Here is a 26,352-nt window from a genome sequence, read left to right as displayed (position 1 = left end):
TCTTCGATCCACTGTGTCGGCCTGCCGCTCCCGGGGCACACGGGTGCGGCGCGGTGCCGAGGCACCAGCCATCAAACCAGCTTAGGCGCCGGTCATGACACCGACTTGACGCCATGGCCCGCCGCCGTCACCCGGGGGCGGCCGGGCCGCGCTACTCGGCGGGGCGCTGGAAGAACGGCCGGATCCGCGCACGCATCCAGTCGGCGACCGGGTCCTGCGCCACGTCGAGCAGGACCAGGTTGACCGGCCACGGCGGCTCGACGCGGCCGAGCGCCCGGCCCAGCGCGTCCATGGGGGCGTTGCGCCCCGCGCCGTCCCAGGTCGAGAACTCGACGCCGACGAAGAGGACGGGGTCGCCCCCCTCGATGCTGGCCAGGGTCCTGCGGGCGCTGAGCACGACACCGCTCCGGGCGAACTCGTCGGCGGCGGCGGCGAGGAAGTCGACGGGGTCCTCCTTCCAGTCCGGCTCGTAGAGCCGGACCCGGCCGCCGCTGGCCGGCCCGTCGAGCACGCTGCGTCCGGCCCGGCAGAGTTCGGCCACGGCGGGCGGCGGCAGCGGCATGCCGACGGCGCCGCCCGGGTTCACCGCCAGGCCGAGCTGCGGGGGCAGTCCGCGGGCGAACTCGACGGCGGGCGCCACGGTGAAGGACATATGGGTGCCGACACAGCTGAGGAACTGCTGCTCGGAGCTGAACACGGGGACGTACACCCCGCCGTCGAGCTCCAGCGTGGGCAGGTCCAGGTCGGTGGAGTCCGGCCCGCCGCCGTTGGGCAGGGGCACCCAGAGATGGCTGCGGCCGAGCACCTCCACGAGCCGGCCGCCCGCTTCCGGGCTGCCGAGCGAGGCGCCCAGTACTTCTTCTAGCTCATTGGCCGGCCATCCGCCCTGCGGGTGGATGGGGTCCTGCGCCGGAGTGTTCACTGCTTACCTCTCTCGCCCCCGTGTCGTGCAGCAAGAGGTTAGCCCCGCGCGTCCGCGAAGGTGATCCGGGTCAGCAGCGCCGCCGCCTCGCGGTCCAGCAGGACCGCGGAGACGCAGCCGAGCGGCAGCAGTCCCGACTCGGTGTCCCGCAGCAGCCTCCGCAGTGCCCTGCGGTGCCGGGCGAACGCGTATCCGGAGACGCCGCGCCCCCGCTCGATCTGCCCGGCCCGCGCCGTCCGCGGGCTGACGTCGAGCAGGACGAGGTGCAGGACGCGGCCGCGCCGCCGGGCGTCGCGGGCCAGCCAGCCGCGCACCCAGGACTGGGTGCCGCAGTCGTGGACGACGACGGAGACGCCGGAGCGCAGCACCCGCCACAGCCCCCAGTAGTGGGCGACGCGGACGAGCGGGCGGTAGAGGGCGTACGGGACTAAGCGCGGCAGCAGGGCGGCCCAGCGGTCCCTGGTGTCCTGGGAGTCGATGACGCGGGCGGAGACGGCCCGTGCGATCAGGGTCGATTTGCCGCTGCCCGGCAGCCCGGAGACCACCACCACATCGCCGGCCACGAAGTGCAGGCCGCGCGGGCTGCGCCCGGCCCGGTCGCGCAGGTCCCGGACGACGGGTCCGCGCGGGCCCCGTGCCTCCCGGGCCGGCGCGCCCGGCTGTGCGGGCAGTGCGCCGTGCTCGGCCCCCGCGGTCGCCGCGTACCGCTGCAACGTCATCGCCATCCCCCTGTCGGCCGACCCACACCTGCCAAGAAGTGTAAAGAAAAGGTAATGCGGCACAAGCGCGCGACCCGCCGGATCCGGTGGGGTACCGGCGCCCCACCGACCGGAGATGCGTGCGATGATGACCCGGCCAACTGCATAAAGGCCGCTTGAATCCGCGCGGGAGAGTTCCGGCCACCGGCCGGGCGCCGAAGGAGCAAGATCCTCCCTTGAATCTCTCAGGCCCCGTACCGCGTGGATGAGGCAGATCTGAAAAGCGAGTCGCCCCGCGGCTCCACCCAAGGTGCAAGCCGAACCCCTCCGGGGCCTCTCGGCGAACCTCTCAGGTTCCGATGACAGATGGGGAGGGATCGTCCTCGTCGTCATGCCCTGGGAGCCACATCCATGAGCACCGCCCCCCGCCTTACCGCCCTCGATGCCCTGCACCGTTCGCTGGGCGCCACCATGACCGACTTCGCGGGCTGGGACATGCCGCTGCGGTACGCCAGTGAGCGCGACGAGCACATCGCCGTGCGCACGAAGGCCGGCCTCTTCGACCTCTCCCACATGGGCGAGATCACCGTCACCGGCCCCCAGGCCGTGGACCTGCTGAACTTCGCGCTGGTCGGCAACATCGGCACCGTCTCCGTGGGCCGGGCCCGCTACACGATGATCTGCGCCGAGGACGGCGGCATCCTGGACGACCTGATCGTGTACCGGCTGGGCGAGACCGAGTACATGGTGGTCGCCAACGCGGGCAACGCGCAGATCGTGCTGGACGCGCTGACCGCCCGCGCCGGGGGCTTCGACGCCGAGGTGCGCGACGACCGCGACGCGTACGCGCTGCTGGCCGTCCAGGGCCCGGAGTCCCCCGCCATCCTGGCCGCCGTCACCGACGCGGACCTGGACGGGCTGAAGTACTACGCCGGACTGCCCGGCACGGTCGCCGGGGTGCCCGCGCTGATCGCCCGTACCGGCTACACCGGCGAGGACGGCTTCGAGCTGTTCGTCGCGCCCGCCCACGCCGAGCAGCTGTGGAAGGCCCTCACCGAGGCCGGCGCCTCGCGTGGCCTGATCCCGTGCGGGCTGTCCTGCCGCGACACGCTGCGCCTGGAGGCGGGCATGCCGCTGTACGGGCACGAGCTGACCACCTCCCTCACCCCGTTCGACGCCGGTCTCGGCCGGGTCGTGAAGTTCGAGAAGGAGGGCGACTTCGTCGGCCGCAAGGCCCTGGAGTCCGCCGCGGAGCGCGCCGAGACCGCCCCGCCCCGCAAGCTCGTCGGCCTGGTCGCAGAGGGCCGCCGGGTGCCGCGCGCCGGGTTCCCGGTCGTCGCCGGCGGCCAGGTCATCGGCGAGGTGACCTCCGGTGCCCCCTCGCCCACCCTCGGCAAGCCGATCGCCATGGCGTACGTCGACGCCGCGCACGCCACGCCCGGCACCGAGGGCGTCGCGGTGGACATCCGGGGCAGCCACGAGCCGTACGAGGTCGTGGCGCTGCCGTTCTACAAGCGCCGGAAGTAACGGCCGCCCGCGTCGAGAAGTGACGCGGTCGTGTCTCACACCGTAAGACCATCGTTCATCAGCACTCCCCCGCGTACAGGAGAATTCAGGTCATGAGCAACCCCCAGCAGCTGCGGTACAGCAAGGAGCACGAGTGGCTGTCGGCCGTCGAGGACGGCTCGGCCACGGTCGGCATCACGGAGCACGCGGCCAACGCGCTCGGTGACGTCGTCTTCGCCCAGCTCCCCGAGGTCGGTGACACGGTGACCGCGGGCGAGACCTGCGGCGAGCTGGAGTCGACCAAGTCGGTCAGCGACCTGTACTCGCCGGTGACCGGCGAGGTAACCGCCGCGAACCAGGACGTCGTGGACGACCCCTCGCTGGTGAACTCCGCGCCGTTCGAAGGCGGCTGGCTGTTCAAGGTGCGCGTCACGGAGGAGCCGGCCGATCTGCTCTCCGCCGACGAGTACACCGCGTTCTCCGGCAACTGAGACCCCAAGGGACCACCTGATGTCGCTTCTCAACTCCTCCCTCCACGAGCTGGACCCGGACGTCGCCGCCGCTGTCGACGCCGAGCTCCACCGTCAGCAGTCCACCCTCGAAATGATCGCCTCGGAGAACTTCGCTCCGGTCGCGGTCATGGAGGCCCAGGGCTCCGTCCTGACCAACAAGTACGCCGAGGGCTACCCCGGCCGCCGTTACTACGGGGGCTGTGAGCACGTCGATGTGATCGAGCAGATCGCCATCGACCGCATCAAGGCGCTCTTCGGGGCCGAGGCCGCGAACGTGCAGCCGCACTCCGGCGCGCAGGCCAACGCCGCCGCGATGTTCGCGCTGCTGAAGCCGGGCGACACGATCATGGGCCTGAACCTGGCGCACGGCGGTCACCTGACCCACGGCATGAAGATCAACTTCTCCGGCAAGCTCTACAACGTGGTCCCGTACCACGTGGACGAGACCGGTCTCGTGGACATGGCCGAGGTCGAGCGCCTCGCCAAGGAGTCCAAGCCGAAGCTGATCGTCGCCGGCTGGTCCGCCTACCCCCGCCAGCTGGACTTCGCCGCCTTCCGCCGCATCGCGGACGAGGTCGGCGCGTTCCTGATGGTCGACATGGCGCACTTCGCCGGTCTGGTCGCCGCGGGCCTGCACCCCAACCCGGTGCCGCACGCCCACGTCGTCACGACCACCACGCACAAGACCCTCGGCGGCCCGCGCGGCGGTGTGATCCTCTCCACCCAGGAGCTCGCCAAGAAGATCAACTCGGCGGTCTTCCCCGGCCAGCAGGGCGGCCCGCTGGAGCACGTGATCGCGGCCAAGGCGGTCTCGTTCAAGGTCGCGGCGGGCGAGGAGTTCAAGGAGCGCCAGCAGCGCACCCTGGACGGCGCCCGCATCCTCGCCGAGCGTCTGGTGCAGCCGGACGTCACCGAGGTGGGCGTCTCCGTGCTGTCCGGCGGCACCGACGTGCACCTGGTCCTGGTGGACCTGCGCAACTCCGAGCTGGACGGCCAGCAGGCCGAGGACCGGCTCCACGAGCTGGGCATCACGGTCAACCGGAACGCCATCCCGAACGACCCGCGGCCGCCCATGGTCACCTCCGGTCTGCGGATCGGCACCCCGGCGCTCGCCACCCGCGGCTTCCAGGCGGCGGACTTCACCGAGGTCGCGGAGATCATCGCGTCCGCCCTGAAGCCGTCCTACGACGCCGACGACCTGAAGGCCCGCGTGGTCGCGCTCGCCGAGAAGTTCCCGCTGTACCCCGGTCTGTAGTCAGACCTGCGCATTTGCACATTGGGGCGGGGCACCACGCACACTGAGAGGTGAGCGGGGTGCCCCAACCCTTGCCCCCCGCTCTTGCCCCGCTCTTCGGGCCGACCCGGCCCGTACCGCACCACCCGGCAGACAACGGCGTCTACCAGCGCTTTTGAGGAGTTACCCGTGGCCATCTCGGTCTTCGACCTGTTCTCGATCGGCATCGGCCCGTCCAGCTCCCATACGGTCGGCCCGATGCGCGCCGCCCGGATGTTCGCGCGCCGGCTGAAGAACGAGGGCCTGATGGCCCACACGGCCTCGATACGCGCCGAGCTGTTCGGCTCGCTCGGCGCCACCGGCCACGGTCACGGCACGCCCAAGGCGGTGCTGCTCGGCCTGGAGGGCGAATCCCCCCGCACCGTCGACGTCGAGACGGCCGACGACCGGGTCGCCGAGATCCGCTCCACCGGCCGGCTCAACCTCCTCGGCATGCACGAGATCGACTTCGACGCCGACAAGCAGCTGGTCCTGCACCGCCGCAAGAGGCTGCCGTACCACGCCAACGGCATGACCGTCTTCGCGTACGACCGCGACGGCGCCCCGCTGCTGGAGAAGACGTACTACTCGGTCGGCGGCGGCTTCGTCGTCGACGAGGACGCGGTGGGCGAGGACCGGATCGTCCTCGACGACACCGTGCTGAAGCACCCCTTCCGCACCGGTGACGAGCTGCTTCGCCTCGCCCAGGACACCGGCCTGTCGATCTCGTCCCTGATGCTGGAGAACGAGCGGGCCTGGCGCACGGAGGACGAGATCCGCTCCGGTCTGCTCGACATCTGGCGCTCCATGCAGGCGTGCGTCTCGCGCGGCATGTCCCGCGAGGGCATCCTGCCCGGCGGTCTGAAGGTCCGCCGCCGCGCCGCGAACACCGCCCGCCAGCTGCGCGCGGAGGGCGATCCGCAGACCCACGCGATGGAGTGGATCACCCTCTACGCGATGGCGGTCAACGAGGAGAACGCCGCGGGCGGCCGTGTCGTCACCGCTCCGACGAACGGCGCCGCGGGCATCATCCCGGCGGTGCTGCACTACTACATGAACTTCGCGGCGGGCGGCGCCACCGAGGCGGAGAAGGACGACAGCGTCGTCCGCTTCCTGCTGGCCGCCGGCGCGATCGGCATGCTCTTCAAGGAGAACGCCTCCATCTCCGGCGCGGAGGTCGGCTGCCAGGGCGAGGTGGGCTCCGCCTGCTCCATGGCCGCGGGCGCCCTCGCCGAGGTCCTGGGCGGCACCCCCGAGCAGGTGGAGAACGCCGCCGAGATCGGCATGGAGCACAACCTGGGCCTGACCTGCGACCCGGTCGGCGGCCTCGTCCAGATCCCGTGCATCGAGCGCAACGGCATGGCGGCGGTCAAGGCCGTCACGGCGGCGAAGATGGCCCTGCGCGGCGACGGCAGTCACAAGGTCTCCCTCGACAAGGTCATCAAGACCATGAAGGAGACGGGCGCGGACATGTCCGTCAAGTACAAGGAGACGGCGCGCGGCGGGCTCGCGGTGAACATCATCGAGTGCTGAGCGCATAGGCCCATCGGCGCGCCGACGGGAGAACGAGCGAGGGCCCGTCCCATGGTGGGACGGGCCCCGCGCCGTGCGGAAGGTCAGCCGCGGCTGAGGTACTCGGCGTAGAAGCTGCCGCCCTCGCCCTCCAGCTCCGCCTTGTTCTGCTTGCCGTACGTGATGCCGTACGGACCACCGACGTTGAAGAACTCCGTGTTCTCACGCGAAGCGTCGAACTCGTAGTAGTTGGCCCCGATCTTGCCGGCCTCCTCGCCGCTCCCGCCGCCGTTGGCGGCGGCCGGGGCGGCGGCCATGAATCCTGCAGCGGCAACGGTGGCCAGCGTGATTGCGATACGGCGAACCATGGGTCACTCCTTTTGCGGTACATCACGGTTAGTGCGGGCGATTCACCATGAACCGGGCGGGGCGATGTCCGCAGCAGGCACGCCAAGTTCTCGTCGGGAGTTGCACCGAACGGATTCCCCTGTTGCCCCAACTGCCAACGCGCGCCCCCTCATACGCCCGGCGCACGCCTGGTATACGCCTGGCATACGCCTGGTACACGAGCGCGCTCGGAGTAATGCGGTGTCTCCGACGACGCGGACGCTATGGTCCCCTTTCTGGCGTTTGTCTCACGTCGTGTCCGATTCACGAGGGGCGTCATGGAAGACAGACAGTCGACGGCCCCCGGCCGGACCGGTTCGACGCTCCGGCGGCCGGCACGGCGCCGGCCCTCGCTGCCGGATCTGCTGCGGGACGGGCCGCCGGCCGGTCCGACCCGGCGGGGCTTCTGGCGCAGCCCGTTGCGCGGGCCCTGGCTGACGTCCGTGCTCGGCGCGGTACTGCTGGTGGGCATCACGCTGATGTTCGTGACGGGGCTGCTCTCGTACGCCGCGTACAACCCCGACCTCGGCGCCAACGACAGGACTCCGGACCGGGGCTGGCTGGGCTTCTACCTGTTCTCCTGGCCCACCCACCCGTACTGGCTCTACCGGCTCACCCAGGGCGTCCACGTCACGCTCGGCATCGTGCTGATCCCGGTGCTGCTCGCCAAGCTGTGGTCGGTGGTCCCCAAGCTGTTCACGTGGCCCCCGGTCAGGTCGGCCGGCCACGCGCTGGAGCGGCTCTCGGTGCTGCTGCTCGTGGGCGGTGTGCTGTTCGAGTTCGCCACCGGGGTGCTCAACATCCAGCTGGACTACATCTTCCCCGGCTCGTTCTACCCGCTGCACTTCTACGGCGCCTGGATCTTCATCGGCGCCTTCGTCGTCCATGTCGCCTTCCGGATCCCCCTCACGGTGCGGATGCTGCGCGGCGGCGGCCTCCGTGCGGAGCTGCGGGGCCCGGCGGACGCCGCGGAGCTGGTGACCCCGCGCCCCGCCGCCCCCACCATGTCGCGCCGGGGGGCGCTGGGCATGGTGGGGGCGGGCTCGCTGGTGCTGCTCGTGGTGACGGCGGGGCAGAGCATCGGGGGCGTCCTGCGGTCCACCGCGCTGCTCGCGCCGCGCGGTCAGAACCCCGGGCCCGGCCCCAACGGATTCCAGATCAACAAGACCGCGGCGAGCGTGGGGATCCGTCCGCGGGACGTGGGCCCCGGCTGGCGGCTCGTCGTGCGGGGGCCCGGCCGGGAGCGGGTCCTCACCCGTGCCCAGGTGCTGGCCCTGCCGCAGCACACGGCGGCGCTGCCCATCGCGTGCGTGGAGGGATGGTCCACGGAGGACCAGGAGTGGAGCGGGGTACGGCTCGCGGATCTGGCGGCACTCGTCGGGTTCACGGGGGCGGCACCCGGCGTGTTCGTCCAGTCCGTTCAGCGTGCGGGGTCGTTCCGTTCCACCACGCTGCGCGACAACCAGGTCCGTGATCCGCGCTCCCTGCTGGCGCTGCGGGTCAACGGTGCGGACCTGTCCCCCGACCACGGCTACCCGGCGCGGATCATCGTCCCGGCCAACCCGGGTGTGCACAACACCAAGTGGGTCACCCGGCTGACGTTCGGGGAACAGACGTGAACCGGTTCCGCGCCCTGTACGGGGCTTCGCCGCTGCACCTGCTGCTGGTCCTCTGCTCGTTCGCGCTCACCGGCTACGCCGGAGTGCGGCTGCTCGGCGGCGCCGAGCCCTGGAAGGTCGTCGCCTGGTTCGTCGGGGCCGCGCTCCTGCACGACCTGGTGCTGCTGCCCCTGTACACGGTGACCGACCGCGCCGCCCAGACCGTGCTGGGCGAGCGCCGGGAGCCCGCCGCGGCCGGTGGGACGGAGCGGCCGGGCCGGCGGTGGATCAACTACGTCCGGGTTCCGGTCTTCCTCTCCGGCCTCCTGCTGCTGACGTACTTCCCGCTGATCCTGGGACGGGTCAGCCACCGCTACACCCTGTACTCCACGCTCTCCGCCGATGTGTTCCTCGGGCGCTGGCTGATCCTCACGGCCGTCCTGTTCGCCCTCTCCGCCGTGGCCCTGCTGATCCGGATGAGCCGTTCCCGCCGTCCGGGGCCGGACACCGGCGCATCGCCGTGACCGTTCACCCGGCAACGGCCGGGGCCGCTCTGCGGGTCCTGCTCCACGTCCGGACCGCGCGCCCCAGCCCGGTGAGTCGAGCCGGATCGCGCGGTCCCCGACCAGGGACCTGAGCGCCCCGGCTCCACGGCGCCCCGCGCCTACCGGACTCGCGTTTGCCGAAGCGGCAACATGACTCGCGGGCGGCCCGGCCGCCGTCGCATGATCATGTCCGGAGCCGTCGGGCGGCCGTCGGGCGGCACCGGTCCCGGAGCGCGGCTGCGAACGGCCGGCTCCCCGGACCACGCAGAACGAGAGCCTCGGAGGATCCATGACGCATCAGCCCGCCCCGTCCCCGGAACTCACGCACCGCACCGTCCCCTCGCCCGCCGGGCGCGTCCACCTGGTCGAGCAGGGCACCGGGCCACTGGTGCTGCTGCTGCACGGGTTCCCGGAGTCCTGGTACTCCTGGCGCCACCAGCTACCCGCGCTGGCCGCCGCCGGATACCGGGCCGTCGCCGTCGATGTCCGCGGTTACGGGCGGTCATCCCGGCCCATGGACGTCGCCGCGTACCGGATGGCCGCGCTCGTCGAGGACAACGCCGCCGTGGTGCACGCGCTCGGGGAGCGGAGCGCGGTGCTGATCGGCCACGACTGGGGCGCCACGATCGCGGCGAACTCCGCGCTGATCAGGCCCGACGTCTTCCGCGCGGTGGGGCTGCTGAGCGTCCCGTACGCCCCGCGCGGCGGTCCGCGCCCCAGCGAGATCTTCGCGGGAATGGGCGGGGACCAGGAGTTCTACGTCTCCCGGTTCCAGGAGCCCGGCCGGGCGGAGAGCGAGATCGAGCCGGACGTCAGGGGCTGGCTCGCGGGCTTCTACGCGGCGCTCTCCGCCGACACCATGCCCGCACCAGAGGCCCCGGACCCGCATTTCGCCGGGCCCGGCGGGACGCTGCGCGAACGCTTCCCGGAGCAGCGGCCGGGCTGGCTCGGTGACGCCGAACTCGACTTCTACGCGGGTGAGTTCGAGCGGACCGGAATGACCGGTGCGCTCAACCGCTACCGGAACATGGACCGGGACTGGGAGGATCTCGCGGAGTTCGACGGCGCACCCGTCACCCAGCCGTCCCTCTTCGTCGGCGGCTCCCTGGACGCCTCCACCACCTGGATGGCCGATGCCATCGCGGCGTACCCCACGACCCTGCCCGGACTGGTCTCCTCGCACCTCCTGGACGGCTGCGGACACTGGATCCAGCAGGAGCGCCCGGAGGAGGTCAACCGGATCCTGACAGGCTGGCTCGCCTCGCTGCCCGCCTGAACCGGCTCCACGACGGGAGGGGCCCGGCCCGGCCGGGCCCCTCTCGCGTCACCCCTCCCCACCCCTCCCCACCCCTCCCCGCTTCGCCCCGCCCGGGAGTGCCCCAACTGCTCATAACTGAGCAGGTGTTCATGATGAACACACATTTTCAGTCACAAGCGGCTTCCCTCCCCCGCATACTGGGAGTTCACTGGTCGTGACGAGTGGTGATGCAATCGCCGTGCACGTCAGGCGGTCTGCTGCCATGAACCCACTGGGCCCGGCTCCGATGCCCATGCCCCGGCGGAGGAAAGAGGACAGCGATGACAGCCGCCCCTCCCGCGACACACCCCCGACGGGATCCGGCCGTCCGGCCCGGTCGCGTCGTTTCACGCAGTGCGTCGCGTCCTCCTCGAACCGATCAGCCGCCCCTCCACTGAGCCGGCTCCTGCGGCGGCCCGCCGCAGCCGGCTCCACGACCCCACCGCTCTTTCGCCGGACCGGTGCGGGCGCTGTCCCCGATGGCACGGCCCCGGCGGAGCGCCGATCGGCGGGGCCGCGCCCACCGCTCGCCGCTCCGGCCGTGCGTGCGCGGTTCTCTCCGCGCTTCCCCCTTCCATGTCCGTATCGTTTCGACGAGGTGCACAATGAGCAAGATCGCGCTTCCAGAATTTCACATGCCGTTCGAGAGTGCGGGATGCAATCCAGGAGCTGATAAAACCAAGCAGGCCGCCTGGGAATGGGCCGAGTCCAGCAATCTCGTCCTGTCGCCGGTGGCTCACAAGAAAATGCTGCGGACTCGGCCCGAGCTCTGGATCTCCCTGATTTTCCCGCAGGCCTCGCAGAAACACCTCGACCTGTTCTGCCAGTGGCTTTTCTGGGCCTTCCTCGTCGACGACGAGTTCGACGACGGCCCGGCCGGGCGCGACCCCGGGCTGTGCGAATCGGCGATCACGCATCTGGTGGACGTGCTCGACGGCGTCCGCGCGCCGGTCGGTCCCATGGAGAACGCGCTCGGCGAGCTGTTAGTCCGGACCTGCGCGGACCGGCCGGCGCACTGGGTACGGCAGTTCCGCAGGGACACCGCCGCGTGGCTGTGGACGTACTACGCGGAGGCGGTCGACCGGGCGGCGGGCCATGTGCCGAGCACCGCCGATTTCGTGAAGCACCGCCGCGATTCGGTGGCCATGCAGCCGTTCCTCGACCTGCACGAGATCGCCGCCGGAATCGATCTCCCGGAATCCGCCCGGAGCCTTCCCGCCTATATCGCACTGCGCAACGCGGTGACCGATCACTCGGGTCTCTGCAACGACATCTGCTCGTTCGAGAAGGAGGCTCTTCTCGGTTATGAGCACAATACGGTCCGGCTGATCCAGCGGGACCGCGGTGGCACGCTCCAGGAGGCCGCGGACGAGGCCGGAATCCTGCTGGCCCGTATCGCGGACCGTGTGCAGCGGGCCGAGAAGGAACTGGAGGAGGAGATGGAGGCAGCCGGAATCGAGGGCCCGCCACGCGCCGCCCTGGAGCGCTGTGTCCAGGACTACCGGGGGCTCGTACGGGGGGACTTCGACTACCACGCGCGGGCGGAGCGCTACACCCGCCCCGACCTCCTGGAGATCGACGAACAGGATTCCCTGTCCCGGAACTTCGCCGCCTGACGGGGGCGCCCGGCGGGGCCCTGCACCCCTGCCGGGCCCCGCCCCGACGGCACCCGGCGCCGGAACGCGGGAACACAGCAGCGATTTTCGGACATTCGTCGTCCTCCATGCCGTCGGGAACGTCGTCCGGCCCCGGCCGGCCCGCCCGTGACCGGAAACGCGCCCCGGTGAGAACGGCCGCTTCCGGCTCCGCCGTCGCCCACGAATGGCCGACCGACCCCTGCCGTGATGTCCTGGTACGTACGCCCGATGCCAGGCGGCGGTTCCGATGACCCGAACTCGCCGGCCGTACCGCAGAAGGGCTGGAGGCATCCATGACTGCCGCACCTCCTCCGATATCCGGATCCGCGTCAGAGGCCGACCGGACCGCCCCGCACGCCGAGACCGACCGGGGCACCGTCCGGGGCGCGTACGAACAGGGCGTCGCCGTCTTCCGAGGCATCCCGTACGCGGCGCCGCCGGTCGGCGCGCACCGGTTCCGGGCGCCGGCACCGCCGGAACCCTGGGAAGGCATACGGGAGGCGGTGGCCTTCGGCCCCACCGCGCCCAAGCGGCCGTACGCCCCGCCGCTGGACCGGCTGCTGCCGGACCCGGAGGTGGACGGTGACGGCTGCCTCAACCTCAACGTCTGGACCCCGTCGCCCGGTCGCACCGGACTGCCCGTCCTCGTCTGGATCCACGGCGGCTCGCTGCTGCACGGCTCGTCCGCCGTCCCGCTGTACGACGGGGCCGCCTTCGCCCGCGACGGCGTGGTCCTGGTGTCGCTCAACTACCGCCTCGGCATCGAGGGGTTCGGGGTCTTCCCGGACGCGCCCGCCAACCGGGGCCTGCTCGACCAGCTCGCGGCGCTCGGCTGGGTGCGGGACAACATAGCGGCGTTCGGCGGAGATCCGGACCTGGTGACGGTGTGCGGCGAGTCGGCCGGGGCCATCAGTATCGGCGCGCTGCTCGCCGCGCCACGGTCCCGGGGGCTGTTCCGGCGGGCGGTGATGCAGAGCGGAGCCCCGACCGCGCTCCCCGTGGACAAGGCTCGCCGCACCACGGAGCTGATCGCGAAACGGCTCGGGACGGCCGCGACGGCACAGGCCCTGGCCGCGGTGGACCCCGCCGCGCTGCTGGCGGCGCAGACAGCGGTGACGAGCGGCGGCTCCCCGCTGACCGGCGGGAACTCCTTCCAGATCGTGGTGGACGGCGAGCTGCTGCCCCGCGATCCGGCCGAGGCCCTGCGGGACGGCGCAGCGTCCGGCGTCGATCTGCTGATGGGCTCCAACACCGAGGAGTACCGGCTCTGGTTCGTACCCAGCGGGCTCACCGAGCGCCTCTCGCGCACGAAACTCCGGCTGGCCCTGCTGAAGTTCCGGGTGCCCGGCGCCACGGCCCGTACCTACCGGGCCAACCGGCCGCAGGCCACCCCCGGCGAACTGCTCGGCGCCCTCGCCACCGACCTCCTGCTGCGCGTCCCGCTGAACCGGCTGGCCGACGCCCGCGTGGGTGCCGCGGGCTCGACCCACCTCTACGAGTTCGGCTGGCCGTCCCCCGTACAGCGGCTCGGCGCCTGCCACGGGCTGGAGGTCGGCTTCGTCTTCGACAACCTGGACCGGCCGGACGCGGTGCTGCTCGCCGGCCGGGACGCGCCCCGGGAGCTGGCCGCCGCGATGCACGCGGCGTGGGTGCGGTTCGCGCTCTGCGGGGATCCGGGCTGGCCCGGCTGGGACGCCTCGCGCCCGGTGATGCTCTTCGGCCCCGGCGCCCCCGCGACGGCGCGCGCCCCGCGCGACGACGAGCTGCGCGGCTGGGCGCCGTACCGCGACGGGCGTTGAGCGGGGCGGTCAGCGCGGCGGTCAGCGGGTGCTGAGCCAGTGCGGGTCGGGTACGACGGTCAGCACCGCCGATACGAGCACGACGGCGGCCAGCGCCACCAGTTCGCGGCGCGCGCGGCGGTGGGCGGCGGTCGGGTCCGTGTCCGACGCCAGCCTGCGGCGCGCGCCCAGCGCCAGCGCGCTCACGACGGCCAGCAGCACCAGTTTGGCCAGCAGGGTGCGCCCGTACGCCGAGGTGAGGACGACATCGGGCGGCAGCCGGCGCAGGGCGCTGCATGTCCCGGTCACCGCGAGGGGCGCGTACAGCCGGCCGGCGAGCCGGGCATAGCGGCCTGGGGCCTGTCGTCAAAGTGCCGTCGTTGCCCGGCAGACGGCAGTTCGACGACAGGCCCCAGCAGCGCGCGTGCGGCGCCGGGCCCGGTCCGCCGCCACAGCCGCATGGTGCGCAGCACGTGGAGGAGTCCGCCGCACCAGAGCGAGGCCGCGGTCAGATGGACGACGGTGAGGGCGGCGCCCACCGCCGGGCTGTACACCTCGGGGTGGGCGCGCGACGACTCCGCGACGACGACGAGCGCGAGCGGGGCGGCGGCCAGGGCCGGGCGGCGGCTCACCGCGCAGCAGGCGGCGAGGGCGAAGCCGTTGGCGGTGAGCAGCAGCAGCCCGCCCTCGCGGGTGCCGTAGGTCTCGACGAGCCCGAGATCGCTGACCCGGGCGAGCCGGACGATCTGTCCCGCGGCGGCCAGCGCCCCGGCGACCGAGGCCGCCGCCGCCCAGCTGCGCGGCGCGGATTCCGGGCGGCCCGGCAGGGTGCGGGACAGTGCGGTGGCGGCGAGCGCGCAGAAGAGGACCGTACGCAGCAGGGTGGCCGTTCCGGCGCCGGGGATGCGCAGTTCACCGGTGCCGTGGGCGGCGGCGGTGGCGCCCAGCAGGGCGGCGGCCACGGCCGCCGGGCAGGCGCCCGCCGTGCCGAGTACGGCGGCCGACGGCCCGCGACAGGCGGGTGCGGGCACGCGGGAGGGAAGCACCGCCCACCTCCCTCCTGACCGACAACCACACAAATGGGCCCGCGGCGTCCACGGCACCATCGAACATTCACCCGGAAGGACGCATTACGGCAGGCGCGAACGTTTCTGCATCCCCGCCCGCCACGAGCCTCGGGTTAGGTTCACCGACTGTCACCCCACTGACAGTCACCCAGGCCCGGGTGCCTCCGCGGATTCGGCGCTGCGAGGAGAGGCATCATGACCGAGAGGCTGTCCCCCACGGCATCCCCCACCCTGGTCCCCCTGCCCGAACCGTGCGGCCACGTGTACCGCAGGAACGGCCGGACGGTGGTGGCGCTGCGGGACGAGATCGATATCGCGACCGCGACGCTCATCGCACCAGTTCTGGACTGCGCCACCTCCGACGGGTCACCGCACGTGGTCGTCGACCTGACCGAGGTGAGTTTCCTCGACTGCTCGGGGCTGACGCTGCTGTGCCGGGCCCGGCGGCGGACGCTGGACCGGGACGGGCGGTTCTGGCTCGTCTGCGACTGCCCACGGATCCTGCGGCTGCTGCGGGCGGGCCGGCTGCACGACCTGTTCCGCCCGGTGGCGACGCCGGACGACGCCTTCGCCGCGCGGGAGGCGCCGGAACCGCAGGACGGCGGAACCGGCGCGTCCGGGCAGTGAACGAGACCGGTCCAGCGGCTCCGGGCCCCCGGCCCGCCGGCCGGGGTCCTGGGCAGGCAGCCGTCAGCCCCACGGCCTTTTCTGGATCAGGCCGGGCTCGCGCGCCCTGGTGCCGCACCTCGCGGCGCGCTCCCTGATCCAGCCTGATCCAGACAAGAGGCCCTAGTTCTGCGCGGCCCAGAACTCGTCGAAGGTGAGCAGCCCGTCACCGTTCGCGTCGTGGGAGTTGATCACGGCCTGCGCGACCGGCTCGGTGACGTAGGGGTCCCCCAGCTGAGCCATGACGCTCGTGTACTCGGCAGCCGAAATCAGCCCGTCGCCGTTGAGGTCGTACCGCTCGAACGCCTTGCGCGCCGACTCGATGTCCGCCACTGTTCCGCCCCTTCGTAATGCCTATATGACGGAGGTCAGATTATCGGGCGGGACGGATGGCGATCGCGGCGGCCGGTCGTCGATCATGGGTGGGGCCGCCCGCCGACCGGCGGGCGGTGGTCCGGAACGGGGAGAGTACGGCGCGATGACCGAGGCACTGACGGAGATTCTGGCAGCCGCGGCGCAGGGCCGGTTCCCGTCGCCGGACGGGTCCACGACGGTGGTGCGGCAGCCGAACGCGCGGGACGCCGGGGTGCTGGCGTTCACCGCGCACTCGGTGGTGTTCACGGACGAGGACCCGCGGTGGGTGCGGGCGGCCCTGGCCGGCACCCCCGGTGACGCGCTCGCCGCGACGATGAACCCGCACTTCCTCGGCGCGCTGATGGCCCGGACCGGCCGGCACATGAACACGATCGACCTGCTCACGGTCGCACCCGCGCTGCCGGGCGATCCCGAGCTGGAGCTGCGGGAGATCCGGGACCCCGGACACCCCCGGGTGGCACGGGCAATGGGCTTCCGCGACGAGGTGCGGGTCTGGCGGACGGAGGGCGGGGTGCTGATCCTCGGGCGCGGGGTCGCGGGGCGCTGGGAGGCGGCGATCGAGGTGGCGGAGGAGGCGCGCGGGCGGCGGCTCGGCGAGCGGCTGGCGCGGGCGGCCCGGCAGCTGGTGCCGGGCCCGGTGGTGTGGGCGCAGCAGTCGCCGGGGAACGCCCGCAGTGTGCGGACGTTCCAGGCGGCGGGCTACCGGCCGGTGGGCTCGGAGGCGCTGCTGATCAAAAGCTGAGCCACCCGAGCGATCCGCGCCACCCGCGCCACCCGCGCCACCCGGCTCAGCGGAAGACGCCGGTGTGGCCGAGCGAGTAGCGGCCCGGCTGCGGGTAGACCGCGAGGCCGTGCGGTCCGCTGCCGACCGGGATGCGGGCCAGCTGCTTGCCGCTGGTGGTGTCGATCGCGTACACCTCCGAGTTGTAACGCCCGGTCAGCCAGAGGACCTTGCCGTCGGCGGAGACGCCGCCCATGTCGGGGCTGCCGCCGCCCGGCAGATGCCACTTCTTCGCCAGCTTCCTCTGCGCGAAGTCGAAGACGGAGACGGAGCCCTCGCCCCGGTTGGAGATGTACATCTCCTTGGCGTCCCGGCTGACGTAGAGCCCGTGGCAGCCCTTGCCGGTGGGCAGCAGCTTGGGGGTGGTGAACTTCTTCCCGTCCAGCACCCACATGCCGTTCGCCATCATGTCCGCGATGTAGAACGTGCTTCCGTCGGGCGACAGCTTCACGTCCTGCGGCATGGCGCCCTTGAACGGCAGCTTCTGCTGGCCCACCACCTTCATCCTCGCCGTGTCGACCTTGAGGAGTTCGCCGGAGAACTCGCAGGAGACGATGAAGTACCGGCCGTCCGCCGAGAAGTCCGCGTGGTTGACCCCCGCGCAGCTGACCGGGACGGCCTTGGCCGTCTTCATGGTGTGCGCGTCACGGAAGACCAGCTGACGGTCCATCGAGGCCATCACGATGGCGTACTTGCCGTTGGGCGTGAAGTAGAGGTTGTACGGGTCGGAGACGTCGACCGTCTTCCCCGCCTCGCCGGTCGCCGGGTCGATCGCGGTGAGGCTGTCGCCGACGTCGTTGTTGACCCAGAGGGTCTTCAGATCCCAGGACGGGACGACGTGCTGCGGCTGCCGGCCGACCGGGATGGTCTTGATGACCTTGTACGTGGCGGGGTCGATCACCGTCACCGTGTTGGAGTTGGTGTTGGGGACGTACACCCGGGACGGGAAGCCCTTGACGGCCGGTGACAGCTTTCCGGCGGCGTCGGCCGCGTACACGTTCGCGGGGTCGAGCACCGGAGGCATCCCGGCCAGTGCGGGCGGCTCGGGCGGGGTGACGTGCTCGGCCCTGGCGGGTGGCGCGGCGGCCTCGGTCGCGGAGTCGGACGCCGACTTGCCGGCGGGGGTGCCGCAGCCGGTGAGTGCGGCGAGCAGGACGCCCCCGAGCAGGGCCGCGGTGCGTGTGGTGGAGGGATGCATCAGGTCAACAGCTCCGTGGTCGTCACCGCGCGCAGTTGGCGGCGGTCGAGTTCGGTGAGAAGGAGGGGCAGCGCGGCGACCGTGTCCGCGTAGCCGAAGTGCATGCTCACCACCGATCCGTTGCGGATCTCGCCGGCCACCTTGCGGGTGACGGCCGCGGCGCCGGGCGAGGTGAAGTCGAGGGAGTCCACGTCGTAGGAGAGGACGTGCGGGTAGCCCGCGCGGACGGCGAGCCGCTGGACGAGCGGGGTGGCGTACTGGGTGCGCGAGGGCCTGAACCAGGTACCGATGGAGCCGGTGAGCCGTCGCAGCCGCTGGGCGCAGCCGGTGATCTCCGCGTACGCCTGCGCCTCGTCCATCGAGGAGATGTCGATATGCCGCTGGGTGTGGTTGCCGAGGTCGTGGCCGCCGTCGAGGATCCGGCGGGCCATCTCGGGGTGTTCGTCGAGCCAGCCGCCGACCGCGAGGACGGTGACCCGCGCCCCGGCCCGTTCGGCCTCCGCCAGCACGGTCCTGGCGATGGCGGGATCGCCCTGGCCGTGGAAGGTGAGGGCGACGCGGGCGCGGTCGCGGGGGCCGTGACCGATCTGCACCGGCTGCCCGGGGAAGCTGCGCGGGGCGGGTGCGGGGGCGTGCGCTCCGGCGGAGGCGGGCGGCTTGCTGGGTGCCGGGTGGGTGAGGGTCTTCGCCCCGGCGCCCCCGGTGTCGGCTGTTTCCCGCTCCCCGCAACCGGCGGCGAGACCTGCGGCGAGGGCGGCCCCGGCTCCTGCGCGCAGGGCGCTGCGCCGGTGCACCGGAGTGTCGGAGACGTTCATGCGCAGAACAGTAAGTGCGGACTGTCAGGAAAATAACAATTGACCCTTTTTGCCGCTTTCATCGATCACACGGATGCGCGCGGTCGACATCGGCGGGGATCGATGAATCACCCGCCAAGCCCTGGCAGCACTCATGGATTTCCAGGCGAGTGACCCAGCACACCTAAGATTCATCGCCATAATCGCCGAAACTATACACTTATGGGCGATTTGCGGCTTTGGCGATGTAGTCGCCCGTCTGCCATAGTCGGTGACACGACCCGCACTGACCCGGGCCGGGTCGTCATAAGCGGCCGTGAACACACCCCCCATTTCACGGCCCCCACACAGAAGCCCCCGCAGCGCCGCACCACGGCCGAACCGGGGGCTTCTGTGTGTCCGGGGGCCGTCAGCGGTCGGAGATCCGCATCTCGAACCAGGTGATCTTGCCGCGCGGCAGCAGATCCACGCCCCACCGGTCGGAGAGCTTGTCGACGAGGAAGAGGCCCCGCCCACTGACATCCATCGCCTGTACGGGCATGAGGCAGGGCAGTCCGCGCGAGGGGTCGCGCACCTCGATCCTGATCCAGCCGCGACGGCGCAGCATCCGCAGGCCGAAGACCCTGGCCCCGGTGTGCCGCACCGCGTTGCCGACGAGTTCGGAGACGAGCAGCACGGCGTACTCGCCGGTCTGCGGGGAGAGCGCCCACTGACGCAGCACCACGCAGGAGGTGAGCCGACGGGCGGTGGCCGCGGATTCCGGACGGGAGGGCAGCCGGACCTCCTCCTCCGTCGGATTACCGAACAACTCCAGCGCCTTGAACGCCTGTTCGTCCTCGACGGCCGGCATCCTCCGTGCCGCTGTCGCGCTGCTGCGCTGTCGCGGCTGCTCCACACCTTCCAGGCCCGCCATGAGCACCATCATGGCCGCAAGGTGGACACTCCGGGGCCGTTCCGGGGAAATCCCCACCCCGGAATCAGCAATTCCGCAGTGGTCTGCTGGCATATGCCACTGGCAGAATGCGCCCGCTCACAACCCCGCTGACCTGCACGGACGCCGCGCCCGAGCGAGTTTGCCGGCACGGACGGAGCGCTGAGCCTTAAGGTTGCCTTAAGGCTCAGCTAATCCGCCCGCACGGATGAACGCGCCGTGATCTGTTCCCAACTGGCGTTCGGTCAGAGGAATTTGGCCTTGCCCGGTCCCTCGTCCACAAAGCTGCGCATACCGCGCTCCCGGTCCTCCGTGGCGAAGAGTCCGGCGAACCAGGTGCGTTCGATCGTGAGGCCCGTATCGATGTCCGTCTCCAGGCCGGCGTCCACCGCCTCCTTGGCGGCGCGCAGTGCCAGGGCGGGTCCCTTCGCCAGCTTCGCGGCCCAGGCGTGCGCCTGCTCGTACACCTCCGCGGCCGGTACGACCCGGTCCACCAGACCCATGGCGAGCGCCTCTTCGGCCTTCACGTGGCGGCCGGTGAAGATCAGGTCCTTTGCCTTGGCGGGACCCACCAGGCGGGCGAGCCGCTGGGTGCCGCCGGCGCCCGGGATCAGTCCGAGCATGATCTCCGGCTGCCCGAGCTTGGCGTTGTCCCCGGCGATCCGGAAGTCGGCGCAGAGGGCCAGCTCGCAGCCGCCGCCGAGCGCGTAGCCGGTGACGGCCGCGACGACGGGCTTGGGGATCCTGGCCACGGCGGTGAAGGACTCCTGCAGCGCCTTGGACCTGACCACCATCGCCGGGTGGTCCATCGCCTGCATCTCCTTGATGTCCGCGCCCGCCGCGAACACCTTCTCGCCGCCGTAGAGCACCACGGCGCGTACGTCGTCGCGCCCGGAGGCCTCCTCCGCCAGCTCGCGCAGCCGGTCCTGGGTGGCGATGTCCAGGGCGTTCATCGGCGGACGGTCCAGCCGGATCGTGCCGACGCCGCCGCTTACTTCGAGGGTTACGGTCATGGGAGGCAGGTTAACCGGCGCTAACCGAGGGGCGAACAGCCCGGGAGCCGGTGCCGTTCGTCACAGCCCCCCGGCCGGCTCTCAGCCCTCGACCCAGCCGTGCTGCTTGGCGAACTGCAGCAGCCCCTGGCGGGCCTGGAGAATGTGCGCGGCGGTGATGCCGGGCGCCGCCTCCAGCAGCACCTCCGTCACTTCCCGTACGTACTCCCGCGAGTTGAGCACGTCGCACAGCACGTCGTCGCCGTCCACGACCTGCCTGGCGGGGGACTCGGAGTGCCCCTGGAACCCGGAGCCCGGGGCCGCGTGGCCGCTGCCGGGGGCGAGCCGCACGGCGGACGCCTTCAGCCCCCGGTCGCCCTGCTCGACCTCGAACCCGACCATCAGACCGGGCCGGAGGGAGGCCTCGGGGATGCGGAGGTCGTTCACATGCAGGAAGACGTCCTCGCCCCCGTGATCGGGAGCGATGAACCCGTAACCCTTGACGCCGTCGAACCGCACCACACGACCGGTGACCATCGGAACCAACCTCTCAACGAAACCCCGGACCCGTGCCCGGGGTACCCCTGCCGCGGCGGCCGGGCCCGGACCTCGTACACCACCGCGGACCCGCCCCGCGACCGCCTGCGCACCACTGTGCCAGGAAATCGTGGCCCCCGGACCACACTGTGGTCCGGGGGCCGGCGTCATGCGGGTCCGTGGTCAGTGCCGCGGAGCTACTTGGTCCACTGCGACCAGTCCATGTTCCAGCCGTTGAGGCCGTTGTCCGGCTGGATCGTCTTGTCGTGGGAGTTCGTCACGACCACGACGTCACCGATGAGCGAGTTGTCGAAGAACCACGCCGCCGGGGTGCCCGGGTCACCGCCGCCGCGCGCGTCCAGCATGCCGACGCAGCCGTGGCTGGTGTTGGTGTTGCCGAAGACGCCGGAACCACCCCAGTAGTTGCCGTGGATGAAGGTGCCGGAGGTGGACAGTCGCATCGCGTGCGGCACGTCCTTGATGTCGTACTCGCCGCCGAAGCCGACGGTGTCACCGTTCATCCGGGTCACCCGGAGCTTCTCGCTGATGACCATCTTGCCGTTGTACGTGGTGGTGGCCGGGGCGCCGGCGGAGATCGCGATGTCCTTGATCTGCTTGCCGTCGCGGACGACCTTCATCCGGTGGGTGTTCGCGTCCACGGTGCTGACCTGCCGGCGGCCGACGGTGAACGACACCGTCTTGGCCTGCTTGCCGTAGACCCCCGGGCGTCCCTCGACGCCGTCGAGGTTGAGCTTCACGGTCACCTTGGTGCCGGCCGCCCAGTAGTCCTGCGGCCGGAAGTCCAGGCGGTCGTTGCCGAACCAGTGGCCCGCGATCTCGACGGCCGGGTCCGCCGTCACCTTGATGGCCTTCTCGACGGCCTCCGGGTCGGTGATGCCCCGGGTGAAGTGGATCGAGACCGGCATGCCGACACCGACCGTGGAACCGTCCTCCGGGGTGTACTGCCCGATGAAGGTGTTCTTCGGGACCAGCGTGGTGAAGGCGGTGTCCTTGGCGGACTCACGGCCCTTCTCGTCCTTCGCCACCGCGTGGACCTTGTACTTGGTCGCGGAGGCCAGGTGCTGGTCCGGCTCCCAGCTCGTGCCGTCCGCCGCGATCTTCCCCTCGACCTCGGCCCCCTTGGGGTCGGAGACCTTGACCGTGAAGAGCTTCCCCTGCTCGGCCGAGATCTTCAGCGCCCCGCTGGTGGCGACGGAGTCGGCACCGTCCTGCGGGGCGACCTTCACCACGGCCTGGGAGGCGCTGGTGTCACCGTTCTTCGCCCCGCCCTTGCCGGCGCCGCCCTTGCCCTCGTCGCCGCCGTCCTCGCCGCCGCATGCCGTCACCAGCAGCAGCAGCGCGCCCAGCACCAGGGCCAGCAGTCCGGTGGACCCACGTCCGCGCCGCCCGCTGTCCGCCCTGACCGATGTCCCCGATATCGGCTGCCCGTTCAATGTGGTCGTCTCCCCTCGCACGGCCTGGCCCCGCCAAGGCCGGCCCTGGGAGCTCGCAAGCTCCCGCCCCCGCGCGCTGCATATGCGCGCTCAGCGAAAGATAATCACACCGGCTGCGGACAGATCTCCCCCGCAATGTCACCGTTCCGTCCCAACTCGTTCAGGACTTCCCCTGGTCGGAGGCGCTGCCCGCGCGAGCGGCTGTACGGGGCCGCGGTCCGGCCCGTCCCGGAGGACTCCGGGACGGGCCGCCGAGGATCAGCGCACGGCTGAACCGGCCTTCCACTGGCGCCAGTTCAGGTTCCAGCCGCTCAGCCCGTTGTCCGGGGCCACCTGCTTGTCCTTGGAGTTGACGACCTCGACGACGTCACCGATGAGGGTCCGGTCGAAGAACCAGCCGGCCGGGGTGGACCCGCTGCCGCCCTGCTCGTCACGGAGACCGATGCAGCCGTGGCTGACGTTGGTCGTGCCGAAGATGTCGTCGTCGGACCAGTAGTTGCCGTGCAGGAAGGTGCCGGACTCGGTGAGCCGGATCGCGTGCGGCACGTCCTTGATGTCGTACTCGCCGCCGAAGCCGACGGTCCGCCCGTCCATCCGGGTCACCTCGTGCATCTCGCTGACCACCATCTTGCCGTTGTACGTGGTCGTCGTCGGGGAGCCCGCCGTGATCGGGACCGTGGAGACGAGCTGCCCGTCCCGGCTCACCCGCATGGTGTGCGCGGCCGAGTCCACCCGGGAGATCTGCTCCCGGCCCACAGTGAAGCGGACGGTCTTGCGCTGGCTGCCGTACACCTGCGGCGCCCCCTCCACATCGCGCAGCCCCACCTCGACGGTGACCTCCGTGCCCGGCTCCCAGTACGCGGCCGGGCGGAAGTCCAGCCGGTCGGCGCCGAACCAGTGCCCGGCCACCTCGACCGGCGGATCGCTGGTCACCCTGATGGCCCGCTGCACGGCCGCCTTACGGGTGATCGGGCGGTTGAACTCGAAGGAGACGATCATGCCGGTGCCGACCGTGGACCGGTTCTCCGGTTTGAAGTAGCCGATGAAGCGGTGCTCGGGCACCACCGTGGTGAAGGTGGTGTGGCGGGCCGAGCGGTGCCCCGCGCCGTCCACGGCCACCGCGTCGACGCTGTACTTGGCGGCGAGCCCGAGCCGGCCCGCCGCGCCCTGCGGCGTCCACGAGAGGCCGTCCTTCGCGATCAGGCCTTTCACCTCCTGCCGCTGCGCGTCCTCGATCCGGGTCACCCTGACGCTCTCCAGCCGCCCGTCCGGGACCTTCACCCCGACCTCGGCGTCCGCCTTCACGTCCTCCGCCCGGTCCTGCGGGGTGATCCGGATCGCCTCCTGCGGCGACCGGGACTTCCCGCCGATGATCGAACCGGCGCCCGAACAGCCGGTCAGAACAACCAGTACGGCCAGTACGACGAGCAGTCCCGACCGTCTCAGCACGGTGGCCTGTCTCGCGCCTGCCTTCTTCGCTACGTGGTTCACGTCCCCCCAACGACGGGGCCGCCGGAGGGAAACGTGAGTGCGGGGCCACTCGTGGGCAGAACAGAGGGGACGACCACACTCGGGGAGCCGCGGCCGGGACGCCGCGCGCTCCCTTTCGGTGCCGGTCCCCCAAGAGCCGCGGGAGGCGAGCAGGTGTCGAGCGCAGCCGAGCAGGAGGCAGTGCCGAAGACGTCCACGAGGCCGGCGGGCCGGGCGGTGGAGCGGCCCGCCGTCGCCCCCGGACAGCGGGCGCCCGCCGTGTGGCCCGGTACGCCGATGCCCCTCGGAGCCCGCTTCCGGGTGGGGCCCGACGGGGTGGCGGGCACCAACTTCGCGCTCTGGGCGGGCGGGGCGGAGGCCGTGGAGCTGTGCCTCTTCGCGGAGGACGGCGCCGAGACCCGGCTGCCGCTGACCGAGCTGACCCACGAGATCTGGCACGGCTTCGTCCCCGGTGTGCGGGCCGGTCAGCGCTACGGCTACCGGGTGCACGGCCGCTGGGACCCGTGGACGGGCGCCCGCTGGAATGCGGCGAAACTGCTCCTCGATCCCTACGCACGGGCCGTGGACGGCGATTTCACCCTTCCGGCCGAGGTGTACGGCCATGTGAGGGACTGGCCGGATCAGCAGGTCGCGGACACCGTGCGCGACGAACGGGACTCCGCCCCGTACGTCCCCAAAGGGGTCGTCGTCCACGATGACGACGACTGGGCCGAGGACCGGCGGCCCAAGACGCCCTGGTCCGACTCCGTCATCTACGAACTGCACGTGCGCGGCTTCACCGAGCGCCACCCCGGCATCCCGCGGGAGCTGCGCGGCACCTACGCCGGACTCGCGCACCCGGCGGCGATCGGCCATCTGAAGCACCTCGGGGTGACGGCGGTGGAGCTGCTGCCGGTGCACCAGTTCGCCCATGAGGACCATCTGCTGCGGCGCGGGCTGCACAACTACTGGGGTTACAACTCGATCGGCTACTTCGCCCCGCACGCCGGCTACTCCGCGAGCGGCACGGCGGGCCAGCAGGTCGGCGAGTTCAAGCGGATGGTCCGCGCGATGCACGACGCCGGGATCGAGGTGATCCTCGACGTGGTCTACAACCACACGGCGGAGGCGGGCGAGCTGGGCCCGATGCTGTCGCTGCGCGGCATCGACAACCGGGGCTACTACCGGCTCCAGTCCGACGCCCGCAGATACGCGGACTACACGGGCTGCGGCAACACCCTGCACGTGGTGCAGCCCAACGTGCTGCGGCTGATCACCGACTCGCTGCGGTACTGGGTCACCGAGATGGGCGTGGACGGCTTCCGCTTCGACCTGGCGGCCGCGCTCGCCCGCTCGATGCACGACGTCGACATGCTCTCCCCGTTCCTCGCGGTCATCGCCCAGGACCCGGTGCTGCGCCGGGTCAAACTGATCGCGGAGCCGTGGGACGTCGGCAACGGCGGATACCAGGTCGGCGCCTTCCCGCCGCTGTGGACGGAGTGGAACGACCGCTACCGCGACGCCGTCCGGGACTTCTGGCGCGGCGCGCTGCCCGACGTACGCGATCTCGGCTACCGGCTGACCGGGTCGAGCGATCTGTACGCGTGGGGCGGGCGCCGCCCGTACGCCTCGGTCAACTTCGTCACCGCGCACGACGGCTTCACCCTGCGCGATCTGGTGAGCTACGAGCACAAGCACAACGAGGCCAACAACGAGGGCAACCGCGACGGCACCTCCGACAACCGGTCCTGGAACTGCGGCGCCGAGGGCGAGAGCGACGACCCCCAGGTCAACGCGTTGCGCCTGCGCCAGCTGCGCAACCTCCTCACCACCCTGCTGCTGTCGACCGGGGTGCCGATGCTGGTCGCGGGCGACGAGATGGGCCGCACCCAGGGCGGCAACAACAACGCCTACTGCCAGGACAACGAGATCAGCTGGGTCGACTGGTCGCTGCTGGAGCGGCCCCAGTGGCGGGCGCTGACCGAGCTGACGTCCCGGGTGCTGGCGCTGCGCCACACCCATCCGGTGCTGCGCCGCCGGGCCTTCTTCTCCGGGCGCGCGCAGGCCCCGGACGGGCTGCGGGACCTGGCGTGGTTCACCCGGCGGGGCGCGGAGATGACGGAGGAGGACTGGTACGCCCCGGCGGCGACGATCGGGCTGTACCTCTCCGGGCGCGACATCCCGGGCCGGGACGCACGGGGCGAGCAGGTGAGCGACGACAGCTTCCTCGCGGTGCTGCACGCCGGTGACCGCCCGGTGGACTTCCGGCTGCCGGGCCCACCGTGGGCGCGGGACTACGAACTGGTCCTGGACACCGCGCGCGAGGACCAGTCCACCGCGCCGGGCACCGTCCACCGGGGCGACTCGGCCCTCACGGTGCCCGCGAGATCGGTCCTGCTGCTGCGGGTACGGGAGTGAGCCC

23 protein-coding genes, 1 pseudogene and 1 riboswitch are annotated in these 26,352 nt (G+C 71.6%); of the genes and pseudogenes, 12 read left to right on the top strand and 12 right to left on the bottom strand.

The features are described from left to right. Positions 1-151 precede the first annotated feature (151 nt). Both ACFVQ0_RS13895 and ACFVQ0_RS13890 read right to left on the bottom strand, forming a co-directional pair. A complete protein-coding gene (locus ACFVQ0_RS13895) occupies positions 152-922 on the bottom strand; it encodes an enhanced serine sensitivity protein SseB (RefSeq protein ID WP_390087558.1) in 771 nt (256 codons plus the stop codon). A gap of 38 nt (positions 923-960) precedes the next feature. Continuing rightward, positions 961-1,641, bottom strand: a complete 681-nt coding sequence (locus tag ACFVQ0_RS13890; protein WP_390087556.1) for an AAA family ATPase — start codon at positions 1,639-1,641, stop codon at positions 961-963. 156 nt (positions 1,642-1,797) lie between these two features. After that, positions 1,798-1,890: riboswitch (glycine riboswitch) on the top strand. Between the two features lie 141 nt (positions 1,891-2,031). On the opposite strand from ACFVQ0_RS13890, the gene gcvT reads away from it, so the two are divergent. From gcvT to ACFVQ0_RS13870, 4 genes are all read left to right on the top strand, one after another. Then, positions 2,032-3,147 (top strand): glycine cleavage system aminomethyltransferase GcvT, encoded by a 1,116-nt coding sequence (gene gcvT, locus ACFVQ0_RS13885; protein WP_390087554.1) that lies wholly within the window; start codon positions 2,032-2,034, stop codon positions 3,145-3,147. A gap of 92 nt (positions 3,148-3,239) precedes the next feature. Further along, complete coding sequence (gcvH, locus tag ACFVQ0_RS13880; RefSeq protein WP_390087552.1) at positions 3,240-3,617, top strand: glycine cleavage system protein GcvH; 378 nt, start codon at positions 3,240-3,242, stop codon at positions 3,615-3,617. A 19-nt stretch (positions 3,618-3,636) separates the two neighbouring features. After that, the gene (gene glyA / locus ACFVQ0_RS13875; protein WP_390087550.1) at positions 3,637-4,893 is read left to right on the top strand and encodes a serine hydroxymethyltransferase; all 1,257 of its coding nucleotides are present in this window, start codon (positions 3,637-3,639) and stop codon (positions 4,891-4,893) included. A 168-nt stretch (positions 4,894-5,061) separates the two neighbouring features. Then, on the top strand, positions 5,062-6,444 hold the full coding sequence (locus ACFVQ0_RS13870) for an L-serine ammonia-lyase (RefSeq protein ID WP_390087549.1): 1,383 nt from the start codon (positions 5,062-5,064) through the stop codon (positions 6,442-6,444). A gap of 83 nt (positions 6,445-6,527) precedes the next feature. On the opposite strand, the gene ACFVQ0_RS13865 is transcribed toward ACFVQ0_RS13870, so the two are convergent. Further along, positions 6,528-6,791, bottom strand: a complete 264-nt coding sequence (locus ACFVQ0_RS13865; protein ID WP_390087547.1) for a hypothetical protein — start codon at positions 6,789-6,791, stop codon at positions 6,528-6,530. Positions 6,792-7,088: 297 nt separating this feature from the next. Here ACFVQ0_RS13865 and ACFVQ0_RS13860 point away from each other — a divergent pair, with 297 nt between their 5' ends. The 5 genes from ACFVQ0_RS13860 (at position 7,089) to ACFVQ0_RS13840 (ending at position 13,686) form a co-directional block, all read left to right on the top strand. After that, positions 7,089-8,429 (top strand): molybdopterin-dependent oxidoreductase, encoded by a 1,341-nt coding sequence (locus ACFVQ0_RS13860; RefSeq protein ID WP_390087545.1) that lies wholly within the window; start codon positions 7,089-7,091, stop codon positions 8,427-8,429. After that, on the top strand, positions 8,426-8,932 hold the full coding sequence (locus ACFVQ0_RS13855; protein WP_390087544.1) for a hypothetical protein: 507 nt from the start codon (positions 8,426-8,428) through the stop codon (positions 8,930-8,932). Before ACFVQ0_RS13860 ends, ACFVQ0_RS13855 begins: the two co-directional genes overlap by 4 nt. A gap of 310 nt (positions 8,933-9,242) precedes the next feature. After that, positions 9,243-10,229, top strand: a complete 987-nt coding sequence (locus ACFVQ0_RS13850; RefSeq protein WP_390087542.1) for an alpha/beta fold hydrolase — start codon at positions 9,243-9,245, stop codon at positions 10,227-10,229. Positions 10,230-10,885: 656 nt separating this feature from the next. Further along, entirely contained in the window at positions 10,886-11,866 is a 981-nt protein-coding gene (locus tag ACFVQ0_RS13845; RefSeq protein ID WP_390087820.1) for a terpene synthase family protein, read from the top strand. A gap of 314 nt (positions 11,867-12,180) precedes the next feature. Further along, complete coding sequence (locus ACFVQ0_RS13840; protein ID WP_390087540.1) at positions 12,181-13,686, top strand: carboxylesterase/lipase family protein; 1,506 nt, start codon at positions 12,181-12,183, stop codon at positions 13,684-13,686. Positions 13,687-13,707: 21 nt separating this feature from the next. On the opposite strand, the pseudogene ACFVQ0_RS13835 reads toward ACFVQ0_RS13840, so the two are convergent. After that, a pseudogene (locus tag ACFVQ0_RS13835) lies at positions 13,708-14,771 on the bottom strand (CopD family protein). 156 nt (positions 14,772-14,927) lie between these two features. Between ACFVQ0_RS13835 and ACFVQ0_RS13830 the strand changes: the two are divergent. Continuing rightward, entirely contained in the window at positions 14,928-15,359 is a 432-nt protein-coding gene (locus ACFVQ0_RS13830; protein ID WP_390087538.1) for an STAS domain-containing protein, read from the top strand. Between the two features lie 162 nt (positions 15,360-15,521). Here the strand turns inward: ACFVQ0_RS13830 and ACFVQ0_RS13825 are convergent, their stop codons facing one another. Then, positions 15,522-15,731 carry an EF-hand domain-containing protein gene (locus ACFVQ0_RS13825; RefSeq protein ID WP_390087536.1) on the bottom strand — a complete coding sequence of 70 codons (210 nt, stop codon included), beginning with the start codon at positions 15,729-15,731 and terminating at the stop codon, positions 15,522-15,524. Between the two features lie 145 nt (positions 15,732-15,876). Here ACFVQ0_RS13825 and ACFVQ0_RS13820 point away from each other — a divergent pair, with 145 nt between their 5' ends. Then, positions 15,877-16,515, top strand: coding sequence for a GNAT family N-acetyltransferase (locus ACFVQ0_RS13820; protein WP_390087534.1), 639 nt, complete (start codon positions 15,877-15,879; stop codon positions 16,513-16,515). A 46-nt stretch (positions 16,516-16,561) separates the two neighbouring features. Here the strand turns inward: ACFVQ0_RS13820 and ACFVQ0_RS13815 are convergent, their stop codons facing one another. From ACFVQ0_RS13815 to ACFVQ0_RS13785, 7 genes are all read right to left on the bottom strand, one after another. Further along, positions 16,562-17,752, bottom strand: a complete 1,191-nt coding sequence (locus tag ACFVQ0_RS13815) for a hypothetical protein (protein WP_390087532.1) — start codon at positions 17,750-17,752, stop codon at positions 16,562-16,564. Continuing rightward, positions 17,752-18,567 (bottom strand): polysaccharide deacetylase family protein, encoded by an 816-nt coding sequence (locus tag ACFVQ0_RS13810; protein ID WP_390087530.1) that lies wholly within the window; start codon positions 18,565-18,567, stop codon positions 17,752-17,754. Before ACFVQ0_RS13810 ends, ACFVQ0_RS13815 begins: the two co-directional genes overlap by 1 nt. 388 nt (positions 18,568-18,955) lie before the next feature. After that, complete coding sequence (locus tag ACFVQ0_RS13805) at positions 18,956-19,471, bottom strand: ATP-binding protein (RefSeq protein ID WP_390087528.1); 516 nt, start codon at positions 19,469-19,471, stop codon at positions 18,956-18,958. Between the two features lie 251 nt (positions 19,472-19,722). After that, positions 19,723-20,490 carry an enoyl-CoA hydratase/isomerase family protein gene (locus tag ACFVQ0_RS13800; protein ID WP_390087526.1) on the bottom strand — a complete coding sequence of 256 codons (768 nt, stop codon included), beginning with the start codon at positions 20,488-20,490 and terminating at the stop codon, positions 19,723-19,725. 81 nt (positions 20,491-20,571) lie between these two features. After that, positions 20,572-21,006, bottom strand: a complete 435-nt coding sequence (locus tag ACFVQ0_RS13795; RefSeq protein ID WP_390087524.1) for a cold-shock protein — start codon at positions 21,004-21,006, stop codon at positions 20,572-20,574. A gap of 197 nt (positions 21,007-21,203) precedes the next feature. After that, positions 21,204-22,460: an Ig-like domain-containing protein gene (locus ACFVQ0_RS13790; RefSeq protein ID WP_390087522.1), complete on the bottom strand. Its 1,257-nt coding sequence runs from the start codon at positions 22,458-22,460 to the stop codon at positions 21,204-21,206. A gap of 258 nt (positions 22,461-22,718) precedes the next feature. Then, positions 22,719-23,951, bottom strand: a complete 1,233-nt coding sequence (locus ACFVQ0_RS13785) for an Ig-like domain-containing protein (protein WP_390087520.1) — start codon at positions 23,949-23,951, stop codon at positions 22,719-22,721. A gap of 153 nt (positions 23,952-24,104) precedes the next feature. On the opposite strand from ACFVQ0_RS13785, the gene glgX reads away from it, so the two are divergent. After that, positions 24,105-26,348: a glycogen debranching protein GlgX gene (gene glgX / locus ACFVQ0_RS13780; protein WP_390087518.1), complete on the top strand. Its 2,244-nt coding sequence runs from the start codon at positions 24,105-24,107 to the stop codon at positions 26,346-26,348. Positions 26,349-26,352: the final 4 nt, after the last annotated feature.

Origin of the sequence: Streptomyces sp. NPDC057900, assembly GCF_042887885.1 — a bacterium.
Lineage (GTDB): Bacteria > Actinomycetota > Actinomycetes > Streptomycetales > Streptomycetaceae > Streptomyces.
The sequence above is the reverse complement of the archived record's forward strand: the minus strand, read 5'-3'. Positions and strand labels throughout refer to the sequence as shown.